The sequence below is a fragment of the Nocardiopsis protaetiae genome (assembly GCF_045446735.1).
GTDB lineage: Bacteria > Actinomycetota > Actinomycetes > Streptosporangiales > Streptosporangiaceae > Nocardiopsis > Nocardiopsis protaetiae.
In genome coordinates this window covers 22,207-34,550 of the sequence record NZ_JBJJBV010000038.1, presented here as the reverse complement: position 1 = coordinate 34,550, position 12,344 = coordinate 22,207, and the positions used below count along the sequence as shown (strand labels likewise).

The 12,344-nt window shown below is 72.8% G+C and carries 10 protein-coding genes and 1 pseudogene; 5 read left to right on the top strand and 6 right to left on the bottom strand.

Annotation, left to right across the window (positions count from 1 at the left end; all coding sequences use genetic code 11):
* Window positions 1-666: 666 nt before the first annotated feature.
* The 3 genes from ACJOT3_RS08995 to ACJOT3_RS08985 all read right to left on the bottom strand — a co-directional run bounded on the left by ACJOT3_RS08995 (window position 667) and on the right by ACJOT3_RS08985 (window position 3,424).
* The gene (locus tag ACJOT3_RS08995) at window positions 667-1,023 is read right to left on the bottom strand and encodes a reverse transcriptase domain-containing protein (protein ID WP_406970791.1); all 357 of its coding nucleotides are present in this window, start codon (window positions 1,021-1,023) and stop codon (window positions 667-669) included.
* A 186-nt stretch (window positions 1,024-1,209) separates the two neighbouring features.
* Window positions 1,210-1,557: a hypothetical protein gene (locus ACJOT3_RS08990; RefSeq protein WP_406970789.1), complete on the bottom strand. Its 348-nt coding sequence runs from the start codon at window positions 1,555-1,557 to the stop codon at window positions 1,210-1,212.
* A 1,114-nt stretch (window positions 1,558-2,671) separates the two neighbouring features.
* Window positions 2,672-3,424, bottom strand: a complete 753-nt coding sequence (locus ACJOT3_RS08985) for an SDR family NAD(P)-dependent oxidoreductase (RefSeq protein ID WP_406970787.1) — start codon at window positions 3,422-3,424, stop codon at window positions 2,672-2,674.
* 148 nt (window positions 3,425-3,572) lie between these two features.
* Between ACJOT3_RS08985 and ACJOT3_RS08980 the strand changes: the two are divergent.
* Window positions 3,573-3,743, top strand: a pseudogene (locus ACJOT3_RS08980) (IMP dehydrogenase); the annotation flags it as partial.
* Between the two features lie 40 nt (window positions 3,744-3,783).
* Here the strand turns inward: ACJOT3_RS08980 and ACJOT3_RS08975 are convergent.
* Entirely contained in the window at window positions 3,784-6,486 is a 2,703-nt protein-coding gene (locus tag ACJOT3_RS08975; protein WP_406970785.1) for an AfsR/SARP family transcriptional regulator, read from the bottom strand.
* A gap of 166 nt (window positions 6,487-6,652) precedes the next feature.
* Here ACJOT3_RS08975 and ACJOT3_RS08970 point away from each other — a divergent pair, with 166 nt between their 5' ends.
* Window positions 6,653-8,215: an MFS transporter gene (locus tag ACJOT3_RS08970; protein WP_406970783.1), complete on the top strand. Its 1,563-nt coding sequence runs from the start codon at window positions 6,653-6,655 to the stop codon at window positions 8,213-8,215.
* 114 nt (window positions 8,216-8,329) lie between these two features.
* Here the strand turns inward: ACJOT3_RS08970 and ACJOT3_RS08965 are convergent, their stop codons facing one another.
* Entirely contained in the window at window positions 8,330-8,962 is a 633-nt protein-coding gene (locus ACJOT3_RS08965) for a TetR/AcrR family transcriptional regulator (protein ID WP_406970781.1), read from the bottom strand.
* 70 nt (window positions 8,963-9,032) lie between these two features.
* Here ACJOT3_RS08965 and ACJOT3_RS08960 point away from each other — a divergent pair, with 70 nt between their 5' ends.
* The 3 genes from ACJOT3_RS08960 to ACJOT3_RS08950 are packed head-to-tail and all read left to right on the top strand — an operon-like array spanning window position 9,033 to window position 11,297.
* Window positions 9,033-9,935 (top strand): alpha/beta hydrolase, encoded by a 903-nt coding sequence (locus tag ACJOT3_RS08960; protein WP_406970779.1) that lies wholly within the window; start codon window positions 9,033-9,035, stop codon window positions 9,933-9,935.
* Between the two features lie 7 nt (window positions 9,936-9,942).
* The gene (locus ACJOT3_RS08955) at window positions 9,943-10,800 is read left to right on the top strand and encodes an SDR family NAD(P)-dependent oxidoreductase (RefSeq protein ID WP_406970777.1); all 858 of its coding nucleotides are present in this window, start codon (window positions 9,943-9,945) and stop codon (window positions 10,798-10,800) included.
* Window positions 10,797-11,297: an SDR family NAD(P)-dependent oxidoreductase gene (locus ACJOT3_RS08950; RefSeq protein ID WP_406970795.1), complete on the top strand. Its 501-nt coding sequence runs from the start codon at window positions 10,797-10,799 to the stop codon at window positions 11,295-11,297. The genes ACJOT3_RS08955 and ACJOT3_RS08950 overlap by 4 nt, the downstream gene beginning before the upstream one ends.
* 197 nt (window positions 11,298-11,494) lie before the next feature.
* On the opposite strand, the gene ACJOT3_RS08945 is transcribed toward ACJOT3_RS08950, so the two are convergent.
* Window positions 11,495-12,181, bottom strand: a complete 687-nt coding sequence (locus ACJOT3_RS08945) for a CBS domain-containing protein (protein ID WP_406970775.1) — start codon at window positions 12,179-12,181, stop codon at window positions 11,495-11,497.
* Window positions 12,182-12,344: the final 163 nt, after the last annotated feature.

The following is a 12,344-nucleotide window of genomic DNA, read 5'->3' as shown; positions in this document are numbered from 1 at the left end:
CGGCACGGTAGAACAGCATGTGGAGCCTCTGGTGGGGCGGGTTTTCTTGGTCGTTAATCCATCTACCAGGGGCTTCTTGCTGTTCAGAAGGGCTTCAGGGAGACCGGTACGGGGCTGTGACCTGCACCTTCAGGATGAAAAAGGCTCACTGACCCACCTTCCCGAGGCGCCGATCGCCACCACACTTTCGGGGACGTCGAACACCAGGGCAGAAAAAGCAACGAATTCCATGGGAGACAACACGGGAGTTCTCCGAAAAACATGGCAGTGCGATCCGCCACCATTTTCACACAGGGAACTCCACAAGAACCTTCAGCCGAGCCCGCTCTTTAGATCAAAGAGCACATCGGGCCACTCAGGGGACAGCGCCCAGAACACGCACGGAAATTCGCCGACCATCCCTACATGAACCGATCCGGACATCCGGACAGGTTCCTCCGATGAAGAACACCAGCCCGACCCCCTCCGCATTCGAGCAAGCCGAGGAACAGCGGCAACAGTCATCTTTATACACCAGGCGCCCCACCCTGCAAACATTTTTCTGGATGTACGCCAGGATGTACACCGTGAATCCCTTTTGGCACGATTTGCAATAAAAAGATGCCGTCAACCACCGGATGGCCTCTACCGCCCTGCCAGAGGTGGCCGGCGGTCCGGGTCGGCCTCTCACCAGGCTCCGGGCAGAGGCGAAACCGCTCCGTGATGAGCAGAAGAGGTCGGAGCGCCGAACAGGCCACCGGCGACACCCCGCATGGACCGACATCCGTCGAAGGACCCGATCTGTGACGTGGCGGCGTTGAGCTCCAACCCCCACTCCTCCAACACCTCACCTGTTGCCAGCAGGGCCTGTTCGGCATCGGCCCGGGACTCGGCGGGGATCGCGACGTCATCGGCATACCGCAACACCTGACGGCCGCGCCCGAGCATGGCCTTGTCGAAGGCGTCCAGGTACAGGTCGGTGAGCGCTGGGGACAGCGCACTGTCCTGGTGCAACCCCCGCCCCTGACGGCGACCGGCCCGCACCCGCCCCGCGGCCGGGCCCGTGGCAACACGGACTGGAGGAGCAGGCACGGATCGGCGTCGGGCACCAGCTCCCTGACCCGGGTGATCACCGGCCAGCGGGGGATGCGCTCAAAGCAGTCCGCAATGTCGGCGCGCATCACCCACCCCGCCCCGGCCTCCCGTGCCCGGATACGCGCACGGATCGCGTCATCGACCCCCAGCCCGGACCGGCAGGCGAAGCACCCGCGAGGACAGCACCGGGTCCAGGAACGGTTCGACCACCTCCAGCACGATCCGGTCCCACACCGCGGGGATCGCGAGCAGCCGGGTACCGCCCGAAGCCTTGGGGACCTCGATCACGACCACCGGCCCGGGCGGGTACTCACCCGCGCCCAGGTGCTCGCTGAGCTCCGACAAGTTGCGCAGGGCGTTGCGCTCGAACTCGCGGACCTGCTCTGACTTCACTCCGTCGTCGAGGTCGTCGTCTCGGACCTCGTTCCAGGCGGCAAACAATCGCTCGCTGTCCGCGACACGACACAGCAGATCACCCACCATGCCCTCCCGGCGACCGAAGCACCCTTTCATAACCGGGTGCCCCGCGCGTTGGCGGTAGAGATGCCGCCTGACCGTAGTTTCCATGCCCTACGGGCTTTACCCCTGTCGGACCACGTGGAGGATGTCAAGCGGGTGGGCCTCTGGGTTTCCATGCCCTACGGGCCTTATAGGCCTGCCGGACATCCCTTACGGGCATTGCGGCCACTTGGTTCGCCGAGTTTCCATGCCCTATGGGCTTTATAGGCCTGCCGGACCCTTACCTGTTTTCAAGGGTCGTGAACTGCGACAATGCACCCCTCTGCACGCGACACCCCTCTCCAACGCCTTTCACTCCGCAACCCGTGCCACTTTTCACACACGCGAGCCTCTGACCAGCGATAACACCACGCACGTAACTCGGGGTTTTCGAAACAGAACGAGATTCTGTGTACACGCCCCTGCCCCTCAGCCGGAGTCGGCGACGCCTTCCACCATCCTTACCCGATCCCTGGCCGTCAACCACCCCACTTACCGCTACCGGTCACGCTTCCCCGTCTTCCGGACACACCGCGCCGCCAACGCTGCTAGCTTGCTGCGCACAAGGCGGCACCGAACCGCGCACCCGATGGCTCCACGGCACCCGTCCCGAAGGCCACGTGCCCACACAGTGGACACTCACACCCCCACCACCGACCACACCGCCCCGGTCAAATCCTTCGCCGCCGCCCTCAACGGCCACCGGCTCGTCCTGGGCCTCCTGGACGATTCCCGCACCCCCGAACACCCCGCCTTCCCGCCCGCCGGAACAACACTGCGCCTCGGTTCGCGCACCTTGCCAGTGCTCACCGGACGGCCACCGCACCGAGCCCTACGTCCGCCTGGCGGCCCGCCCTCCCGCCGTCAAAGCACACGTGGAGTTCCGCACCCCCACCTATGTGAAGCGCTCCGGCCGTTGACTCCCCCTGCCCACCGCCGCGGTCACCGAGGTACTGGAGTCGGTGCACCTGGCCCGGCACGACACCCGCACCCGGCCGACCGGGCAGGGAACCGCCCGATCGACTCCGCGAACCTGACTTCCCCTTCGAGCCTCAGGGACACCGGCGCCGTGGGCGCTCCCCCGGCGGGGCTCAGGTGTTCAGGCGGGGGCCGGGTCGGGCTGGAGGGGGATGCCGGTGTGGGCGTGGAGCCTGGACAGGAGTGCGTCCTGGAACACGGTGTCGAGGGCCGCGCGGTGCGGGCGCCGCGGGGTCCGGTGGTACCAGTAGCCGCCCGTGCGGGGATCGATCTCCGCCGGGTCGGCGGTGGCGAGCCAGACCTGCGTGTGGTGGCCCTCGTCGAGGCTGTCAGGGGCGGCGGGGCCGCCCATCCGGGTGGGCACCCACCCTGGGTCGACCGCATGGGCCAGGACGCCGGGACGGATCCGGGCCAGGGCCAGCGCGAACGCGGTGACGTAGAGCTTGGAGTCGTCGTAGGGGCGGCGCCGATTGTCGGGGCGGGAGAAGTCGACCGTGTCGAGATCCGCTGAGCCCGTGGTGTGCATGGAGCTGCTCAGGACGATGGTCCGGCCCGGCGGGGTCATCAGCGCGGTGAGCACGTACGGGGCGACGGTGTTGACGGCGAACACCGAGGGTCCGTCGATGACGCCCGCGTTGTGGACGACCGCGTCGAACCGGCCGATGCCGTCGGCCCGCTCGGCCAGGCGGGCGGTCTGGTCGAGGTCGGAGAGGTCGCCGTAGGCGAGTTCGCGGACCTTGTCGCGAACGCCTCGGTCGGTGAGGCGGCCGGCGTTGCGGGCGTGCAGCACGACGTCGTGCCCGGCGTCGGCCAGCTCGTTCGCGGTGGCCAGGCCCAGGCCTGTGGACGCGCCGGTGACGAGGACGAGTGCCATGGTGCTCCTCCGTGGGTGGTCGGTCCCGCAGGTCGGCCGTGTGGTCGGGTCACGGTCTCGACCCTAGGCGGCGGGGTCCGGCCCCGGGAGTCCCTGCCGGTACCCCCATCGACCGGGACTCCCTCGCGGGCCGCGGAAGTGATGACCTGGCGGGCCCGCGCCGGTGCGCCGGTTCCTGTCCGAGCCGATCGACCTCATCATGACCGATCAGATCGCCCCGGGCGCGGTCTTCGACCTCACCCTGCCGATCGAGGACGCCGCCGAGGGCTACAGGGCCATGGACGAGCGCCGCGCCACCAAGGTGATGCTCGCCCTCTGACCCGAGCGGGCGGCGGGGGTGGGCACGGGCGTCCCGGTTCTCAGGCCTGTGCGGGGTCGGGTGCGGGGTGGTCGACAGCGCTGTTCGCCGGAAGGCGGGCGCCGGACTCCGGCAGACCGGGGGCGTAGGAGCGCTCCTCGGCGACCCGGCGCGCCCGTTCGCGGAAGGTCCTCGCCCGGGAGTGCTCGCCGCAGGCCTGCGACATCCGGCCCAGGCGCTCCAGCGTCTCGATGACGTCGACCCACAGGCCCCGTTCCTCGGCGGCCCGCAGGTCCTCCTCCAGGAGGTCGGCGATTCCGGGGTCGGGGGCGTCCCGGGCCGCCCGGGCCAGCGCCGTGTTCGCACGCAGCAGGCCCCAGCGGTCTCCCAGGTCGCGGAAGATCCCGGCGGCGCGCCGGGCGTCGGAGCGCGCGGCGGGCACGTCGCCGTCGTCGAGGAGGTGGCCGGCGCGCTCCGCCAGGGCGGCGGCCTCCACCCAGCGGTCGCCGGCCGACCGGGCCCGGGTGAGCGCCTCCTTCACGAGGACGTTTCCGGCCTCCCGGTCACCGCCGTGACAGGCCACGGCCCCCGCGAACCAGAGCAGGCGCAGGCCCCTCTCCCCCGCGGGGGTGTCCTCGCGGTGGGGGCGCCCCGCCAGGGCCGCCGACCAGCCCCGGGCGAAGGAGCGGGCGGCGGGCGGCCCGCCCGGGAGCCGCAGCGCGGACTCGAAGGAGCGCCGCGCCTCGGCCGTCCGGCTGCGCAGCCGCCAGTACCACGCCAGCGCGTTGACCAGCCGCAGCGCGGCGTCGGTGTCCTGCGCGCGCACCGCCGACTCCAGCGCGTGGCGCAGGTTGACGGTCTCCTCGTCGAACCACTCCAGGGCCTCGCGCTGCCGGGCGCCCCGCAGCAGCGGGTCCCGGCGCTCGGCCTCCCGAACGTGGAAGGCGACGAACGCGCGGCGCGTCTCCTCCAGCTCGCCCGCCTCGGCCAGCCGTTCGGCGCAGTAGGCCGCGACCGACTCCAGCAGCCGGTACCGCTCCCCCTCGCGCACCAGGAGCGAGCGGTCGACCAGGCAGGACAACGTGCCGAGCACGTCGTGCCCGTCGGCGCAGACGGCCAGGGCCCCGTCGGGCGTGCACCCGTCCCGGTGCACCGCCAGTCGGCGCAGGATCCCGCGCTCGTCCTCCTCCAGCAGGTTCCAGCTCCAGTCGATCATCGACCGCAGGGTCTGCTGCCGGGTGGGGCGTCCGCGTCCCGGCCCGGTGGGCAGGGTGAAGCGGTCGTCCAGCCCGGCGGCGATCCGCGCGGTGGTGAGCCCGCGCACCCGGGCGGCGACCAGTTCGACGGCCAGGGGGATCCCGTCCAGGCGGCGGCAGATGGCTGCGACGTCGGCGGCGTTCTGCGCGGTCAGCTCGAACCCGGGGGACGCGGCCCGGGCCCGCTCCACGAAGAGCCGTACCGCGCCGGAGGACCCGGTCATCTCCCGCGGGTCGCCGACGGCCGAGGGGAGGGTGAGCGGGGCGAGGGGGACGACGGTCTCCCCGGGCACGTCGAGCGGCTCCTGGGTAGTCACCACGAGGCGTACCCCGTCGGCGGACAGCAGTGCCCCGGCCAGGTCCGCGACCCGGGCGACCACGTGCTCGCAGTTGTCCAGGACCAGGAGCGCCCGCCACCGGGACAGGGCCCCGCGGAGCCACTCCACCAGGTCGAACGTGGAGTCGGTGACCCCCGCGCACAGGCCCAGCGTCGTGATGACGCGTTCGGCCACGTCCGCGGTCGTGGCCCCGCGGTCCAGCCCGGCCAGCTCCACGATCCACGCGCCCTCGCGGAACTCCCCCGTCAGCGACCGCGCGACGTCGACGGCCAGGCGGGTCTTGCCCACGCCGCCGGGGCCGGTCAGGGTCACCAGGCGGCCCGTCCCGGGGCCGGTGAGCAGTCCGCGGACGTGCGCGGTCTCGGACTCGCGGCCGATGAGCGCCGTCGGCGGGGCGGGCAGGTTGCTCCGCGGGCGGTCCGCGGCCCGCGGCGGCGCGACCGACTCCGGTTCCTGGCGCAGGATCGAGGTGTACAGCGCGCTCACCGCCGGGCCGGGGTCGACCCCCGACCGGTCGTCGAGCCGGGCGCGCAGGTCGTGGAAGACCTGGAGGGCGTCCTCCTGCCGCCCCGCCCGGGACAGGGCCAGCATGTACAGGCCGTGCAGCCGTTCCCGGAACGGGTGCGCCCCGACCGGCTCCCGCAGCACGGCGACGGCCCTGGCCGCCTCGCCCGTCTCCAGGTGCGCCTGGGCGAGCTGCTCGGCGGCCTCGGCCCGCAGCTCCTCCAGGCGCTCGGCCTCGGCGCGGACGAACACGGCGTCGGCGAAGTCCGCGAAGGCCGGTCCGCGCCACAGCCCCAGCGCCTCAGTGAGGAGCCGGGCGCGGGCGGCGGGGTCGCCGGTCCGCTCCGCCTCCTCCACCGCCCGCCGGAACCGGTCCGCGTCGAGTTCGCCGTCCTCGACCCGGAGCCGGTACCCGGCCGGGGAGCGCAGGACGCGGTCGGCGCCCAGGGCCCCGCGCAGCTGGGAGATCTTGGTCTGGAGGGTGTTGAGGGGCCGGCCGGGCGGACGGCCCGCCCACAGGTGCTCGACGAGCCGTTCGGCGGAGACGGGGCGGCCGGGATGGACCAGCAGGGCGGCGAGCACGGCCCGGACCTTCGTCTCGGTGATCGGTACCGGGTCGCCGTCGGAGTCCCGGGCGGTGAGTGGGCCGAGCACCCTGAAACGCATGCCCCGAGGATACAAGGCCGTGCCCGCGGGGCCCGGCGCCCCGTGCACGCCCCAACGCCCTGGTTGCCCCGGCGCCCCCGCGTCCCGTGCGAGACGCGTGCGTGCCGCGTGCGCGGCCCCTCCCAGGCTGGAGCCGTTCCGATGGCGCAGCGAGAGGAGTCCGCACATGACCCACCCGAGCAGTGGCAGGGCAGGTCCGGCGCAGTGGGCGGGCCTGGCCGTCCTGGCCCTGCCGACCGTCCTGCTGGGGCTGGACCTCACCGTCCTGCACCTGGCCCTGCCCTCCCTGGCCGCGGACCTGGGCCCCAGCGGCGCCCAGGAGCTGTGGATCGTGGACGCCTACGGCTTCCTCATCGCGGGGTTCCTCATCACGATGGGCACGCTCGGCGACCGGATCGGCCGACGACGCCTGCTGATGGTCGGCGGCGTCGCCTTCGCCGCCGCGTCGGTCGCGGCCGCCTACGCGCCCACGGCCGAGGTGCTCATCGCCGCCCGGGCGGCGCTGGGGGTGGCCGGGGCGACGCTCATGCCCTCGACGCTCGCGCTGATCAGCACCCTGTTCCGGGACCCCCGCCAACGGGCGCTGGCCATCGGCCTGTGGGCGACGTTCTTCGCCGGGGGCATGGCGGCCGGTCCGCTGGTCGGGGGTGTGCTGCTCCAGTACTTCTGGTGGGGTGCGGCCTTCCTGGTGGCCGTGCCGGTGATCGGCCTGATGCTGGTGCTGGCCCCGTTCCTGCTGCCCGAGTACCGCGCCCCGCGGAGCGGCCGGTTCGACCCGCCCAGCGTGCTGCTGTCGCTGCTGGCCATCCTGCCGGTCGTCTACGCGGTCAAGGAGGTCGCCGAGGAGGGGCCGGGCCTGCCGGGCCTCGCCGCTGCGGCGGTCGGAGCAGCCTTCGCGGTCGTCTTCGTCCGCCGCCAACTCGCCCTGGAGAGCCCGCTGCTCGACATGGCGCTCTTCGGGAACCGGGCGTTCGGCGTCGCCCTGGGGATGATGCTCGTCGGCCTGGTGGGGGTCGGCGGGACCATGTTCCTCACCACCCAGTACCTCCAGCTCATCGTGGGTCTCCCACCCCTGGAGGCGGGCCTGTGGTACGGGCCGCCCGCGCTGCTGATGATGCTCTCCTCGGTCCTCGCACCGGTCCTGACCCGGTGGATCCGCCCGGGGTTCGTGGTGGCGGGGGTGCTGGCGCTGTCCTCCGCGGGCTACGTGCTGCTGGGCCTGGTGGGGGTGTCCGGCGGGCCGCTCCCGGTGGTCCTGGCGTTCTCCCTGGTGTACCTGGGGCTGGGCGCGATCGCGGCGCTGGGCACCGACCTGGTGGTGGGCGCCGCTCCCCCGGAGAAGGCCGGTTCGGCCTCGGCGCTGTCGGAGACCGTCCAGGAGCTCGGCCTGGCGGCCGGGATCGCCGTGGTCGGCAGCCTGTCCGCCGCGGTCTACAGCGGCAGGATGGACGCCCGGGTGCTCGCCGGCCTCCCGGAGGACACCGCGCGGACGGTGGAGACCAGCCTGTCCGGGGCCGCCTCGGTCGCCGGGGAGATCCCCGCCCCGGTGTTCGAGCAGGCGCGGGAGGCGTTCGTCGCGGGCCTGAACGCGGCGGGCTGGGCGGGCGCGGCGGTCGTCCTCGCCCTGGCCGCGGCCACCGCGGTGATGCTGCGGCACGTCGGTGCCGCGGAGGCCGCCCCCGACGAAGGGCGGGCGGCGGAGCCGCCCGCCGCCGATCCCGCGCGGTGAGGGCTCGGCGTCGAGCCGGTCGTGCCCGGACCCGGCGGCTCCGACGCGTTCACCGTCCCGGACCCGGCCGGCGCCGGCGCCGCGGGCGCTCCCCCGGCGGGACTCAGGCGAGACTCAGGCGGTGCCCCTGACGCGGAGGCCGTCGGCGACGGTGGCGGTGTAGGTGTCGATCATCCGCCCCAGGTCCTCGGCGCCCGTCCGGAGGGCGCCGGGGCGCCAGGCCAGGGCGAGCAGGCCGTTCATCGTGGCCCAGAAGACCGTCGCCAGGTCGTCGGGGTCGAGGTCGGGGCGGACGAGTCCGCTCGCGATGCCGTCGCGGATCACCTCCGCGAGCCTGGCGTTCTGCTCCCGGGTCAGCTCGGCGATCCGCGCCACCGCGTCGGGCTCGTCGGGGGGCTCGACCAGGATGCGGAACTCGTGCGGCCGCTCGCGCGCGAACCGCGCGTAGGCGGCCGCGGCCAGGAGCATCCGCTCCTCCACGCCGCCGTCGGCGGAGTAGGCGGCGTCCATGTAGACCCGGCTCTCCTCCATGGCCTGTTCGGCCACCGCGGTCAGCAGTGCCGACCGGCCGCCGACCCGGTTGTAGATGGTCTGGATCGCCACGTCGGCGCGGTCGGCGACCGCCTCCAGGGTCAGGGCGGGGACGCCTTCGGTGGCGACGATCTCCCGTGCGGCGTCGACCACCAGCCGGCGGTTGGCGGCGGCACGGCGCTGTGTCCGGGTCGGCGTCTTGGGTGATGGAGTCACCATTGCAGCGTAACCCACTCCACCATTGGAAGCACTTCCATATTTAGAAGTCCTTCCATATGATCGTCCCATGACGCGAACCGACGTGACCTTCCCGTCCGGTGACGGGACCTGCGCAGCCTGGCTCTACACACCCGAGAAGCACTCGGCGGACGGGCCCCGGCCCGTGATCGTGATGGCCCACGGCCTGGCCGGCGTGAAGGAGATGCGCCTCGACGCCTTCGCCGAGCGGTTCACCGCGGCCGGCTACGCGTGCCTGGTCTTCGACTACCGGCACTTCGGCGCGAGCTCGGGCGAGCCGCGCCAGCTGCTCGACATCCAGAGGCAGCTGGAGGACTGGCGCTCCGCGGTCTCCCACGCACGCACCCTCGACGGGGTCGACCCCGACCGGGTCGTGGTGTGGGGGACCTCGTTCGGCGGCGGGCACGTGATCATCACGGCCGCCCGGGACGAGCGCGTCGCCGCCGCGATCGCGCAGTGCCCGTTCACCGACGGGTTCGCCTCGGCGTTCGCCATCCCGCCCGTGAGCTCGGCCAAGGTCACCGCCCTCGCACTGCGCGACGCCGTCGGGGCCCGGCTCGGACGGCCGCCGGTCATGGTCCCGAGCTACGGACCGCCCGGATCGACCTCGCTCATGTCCGCGCCCGACAGCGCCGCCGGTGTCACCGCGCTCATCCCGGAGGGGCGGCACGTCCCCAAGGAGGTGACCGCGCGCTTCGCACTCGACATCGCCCGGCACTTCCCCGGCCGCCGGACGCGCGACGTCGACTGCCCGATCCTCTTCGCCGTCTGCGAACGCGACACCGTCGCGCCGCCCGGGCCCACCCAGAGGCACGCCGCCCGGGCCCCGAAGGGCGAGGTCAAGCTCTACGACGCCGGCCACTTCGACATCTACGTCGGCGAGGACTTCGAGCGCAACGTCACCGACCAGCTCGACTTCCTCGCCCGCCACGTGCCCGTTCACCGAAAGTGAAGATCCCATGTCCAGATACGACCTGTCCGGCAAGACCGTTCTCATCACCGGCGCCGCCGGTGGCATCGGCGCCGCCGGCGCACGCATGCTCGTCGCCGGGGGCGCCAAGGTGACCCTCATCGACCTCTCCGGCGACGCCGTCGCCGCGCTCGCCGCGCAGCTGCCGACCGGAAGCTCGCTTGCGTTCGCCGCGGACGTCACCGACGTCGACCAGATGAACGCCGCCGTCGAGGCGACCGTCGAGGAGTTCGGCCGACTCGATGTCGTGTGGGCCAACGCCGGCATCGGCAACGATCCCCCCGTGACGCTCGCGACCGCGGACCTGACCGCCTACGAGCGGGTCATCGAGGTCGACCTGCTCGGCGTCGTCCGTACCATCAAGCCCGCACTGGCCCAGATCGTCGGGAACAGGGGCCAGGTCGTGATCACGGGGTCGGGGTACTCGTTCCTCAACGCGCTGCTCAATTCCGCCTACGGCGTGTCCAAGGCCGGAGTCGAGATGCCGGCCCGCAGTCTGCGCGCCGAACTCGCCCCGCACGACGCCTCGGCCGGTGTTCTGTATCCCAGCTGGACCAAGACCGCGATCACCCGTTCCACCCAGGACGACGAGCTGGTCAATCGGCTGTTCGACCACGCCTTCCGTGGGCCGCTCGGCACCTTCTCCGAGCCCGAGGTCGTTGCCGCCGGACTCGTCCGGGGCCTGCGGACACGGGCACCGCGCATGTTCGCGCCGCGCTGGTGGGCAGGCGTCTCGGCCCTGCGCGGCATCGTCAACCCGCTGACCGACGCCCTGATCGGCCGGGACCGGACCACCCACGACCTGATCCGCCAGATCGAGAGCCGCCGCGCCGCCGAGCGCGGCTGATCCGGCGCACCTTCCGCGCCGCGCTGCCGCACGTCGGGCGGACCAAGGGCTACCTGCTCGCGGTCTCCTCGATGGCCGCCTTCGTGCACTCACCGCTCAACGGCCCCTACGTCGCCTCCGAGGCCGGTGTGTGGGCGCTGTGCGACGCCACCCGGCTCGAACTGCGCCACCACGGCGTCGGGGTGGGGAGCGCCCACCCCACCTTCTTCGGGACCCCGATGATGGACGACGTCCACGCCGACCCCGCCGGCACCACCCTGTGGGGAGGCAACAAGAGCGGGCTGTGGAAGATGATCCCGCTCGAAACGGTCGTGGACTCCGTCGTCACCGGCATCGAGCGGCGCTCGAACCTGATCGTCCCCACCTGGACGAACGCGCTCGCCGCCCGCGTTCCCGGCCTCGTCCGCCCCCTGGCCGACCGGATCGGCTTCCGCGGCACCGCCATCCCCGACGCGATCGCGCGGGTCACCGGGGCCGGCTGGATCACCCGCCGCTGAGCCGCCCGTGCGGGACCCGATCTCCGCCGGGTCGGTGGTGGCGGTCCGGGCCTGCGTGCGGTGGCGCTCTGCGAGGTTGTCAGGGGCGGTGGGGATCCGGCAGGCCGGAGGCCCGCCGCCCCGGCGGTCCGGAGCGGTCGGATGCGGAGCCCGATGGCGCGGGCCCTCCTCGGGAACGGCCTCCGCTCTCCGGGTTCTCAGGGCGTCCCGGACCGCCACCGCACGTACTCGGGTACGACGTCGTCGACGCGCCAGCGCAGCGCCGAGTCGACGGCCACCACGCCTTCGATCCGACCGACGCGCCGGATCGTCCTCTCCACGTCGCTGCGGTGCTCCGCCGTTCCCGACAGGCTCACCACGCCGTCCTCGACCGCGACGGCGGGCTCCCGCACGACCTCCCCGACGGCCTTCCGGACCTCCTCGGCGATGTCGTCGTCCTCCCGGAGGAACACCGACAGCAGATCCCGCCTGCCCACGATCCCGAGCAGGCGCCCGGCCCCGTCCACCACCGGCAGCTGCTCGACGCCGTGCCGCTCCATCGACCTCGCGGCGAGGACCACGGACGCGTCGGGGGCCACCGTGACGGCGGGGCCGGTCATCAGCTCCCGCGCGTCCCTGGCCGAGGCCTTGTCGCCCGCGCCTCCCCCCGAACCCAGCAGGGCCCGCAGCCGGGCGCGCAGGGGCGGATCGTAGTCGCCTCCGGCGAACTCCTCCTTGTGGAGCAGGTCCCCCTCCGAGACCACACCGACCACGTGCCCCTCCCCGTCGGTCACGGGCAGGGCGCTCACCTCGTGGGAGATCAGCGCCTCGGCGACCTCCCGGTAGCCGGTGTCCCCGGTGACCGAGAAGACCTCGGTCGTCATGACGTCGCGCACGGTGTGCATCACAGGCCCCCTCACCGTCCCGACCCGGACGGCGGTCGGCGCGGGACCGTCCACTCGGTCCGCTCCCGCACGCGAACACCCGCTCCGGGTCCACGTATCCCCTGTTCTCATCCTGCCCCGCCGGCGGCCGGCGTACCGGGGCCTTGGTCGTCGTTCCCGGGGC

Excerpts from the sequence above, each read along its gene's own strand:
- ACJOT3_RS08990 (WP_406970789.1), bottom strand. The coding sequence starts at position 1,557 with ATGGTGGGTGATCTGCTGTGTCGTGTCGCGGACAGCGAGCGATTGTTT.
- ACJOT3_RS08985 (WP_406970787.1), bottom strand. The coding sequence starts at position 3,424 with ATGGCACTCGTCCTCGTCACCGGCGCGTCCACAGGCCTGGGCCTGGCC.
- ACJOT3_RS08975 (WP_406970785.1), bottom strand. The coding sequence starts at position 6,486 with ATGCGTTTCAGGGTGCTCGGCCCACTCACCGCCCGGGACTCCGACGGC.
- ACJOT3_RS08970 (WP_406970783.1), top strand. The coding sequence starts at position 6,653 with ATGACCCACCCGAGCAGTGGCAGGGCAGGTCCGGCGCAGTGGGCGGGC.
- ACJOT3_RS08960 (WP_406970779.1), top strand. The coding sequence starts at position 9,033 with ATGACGCGAACCGACGTGACCTTCCCGTCCGGTGACGGGACCTGCGCA.
- ACJOT3_RS08955 (WP_406970777.1), top strand. The coding sequence starts at position 9,943 with ATGTCCAGATACGACCTGTCCGGCAAGACCGTTCTCATCACCGGCGCC.
- ACJOT3_RS08945 (WP_406970775.1), bottom strand. The coding sequence starts at position 12,181 with ATGCACACCGTGCGCGACGTCATGACGACCGAGGTCTTCTCGGTCACC.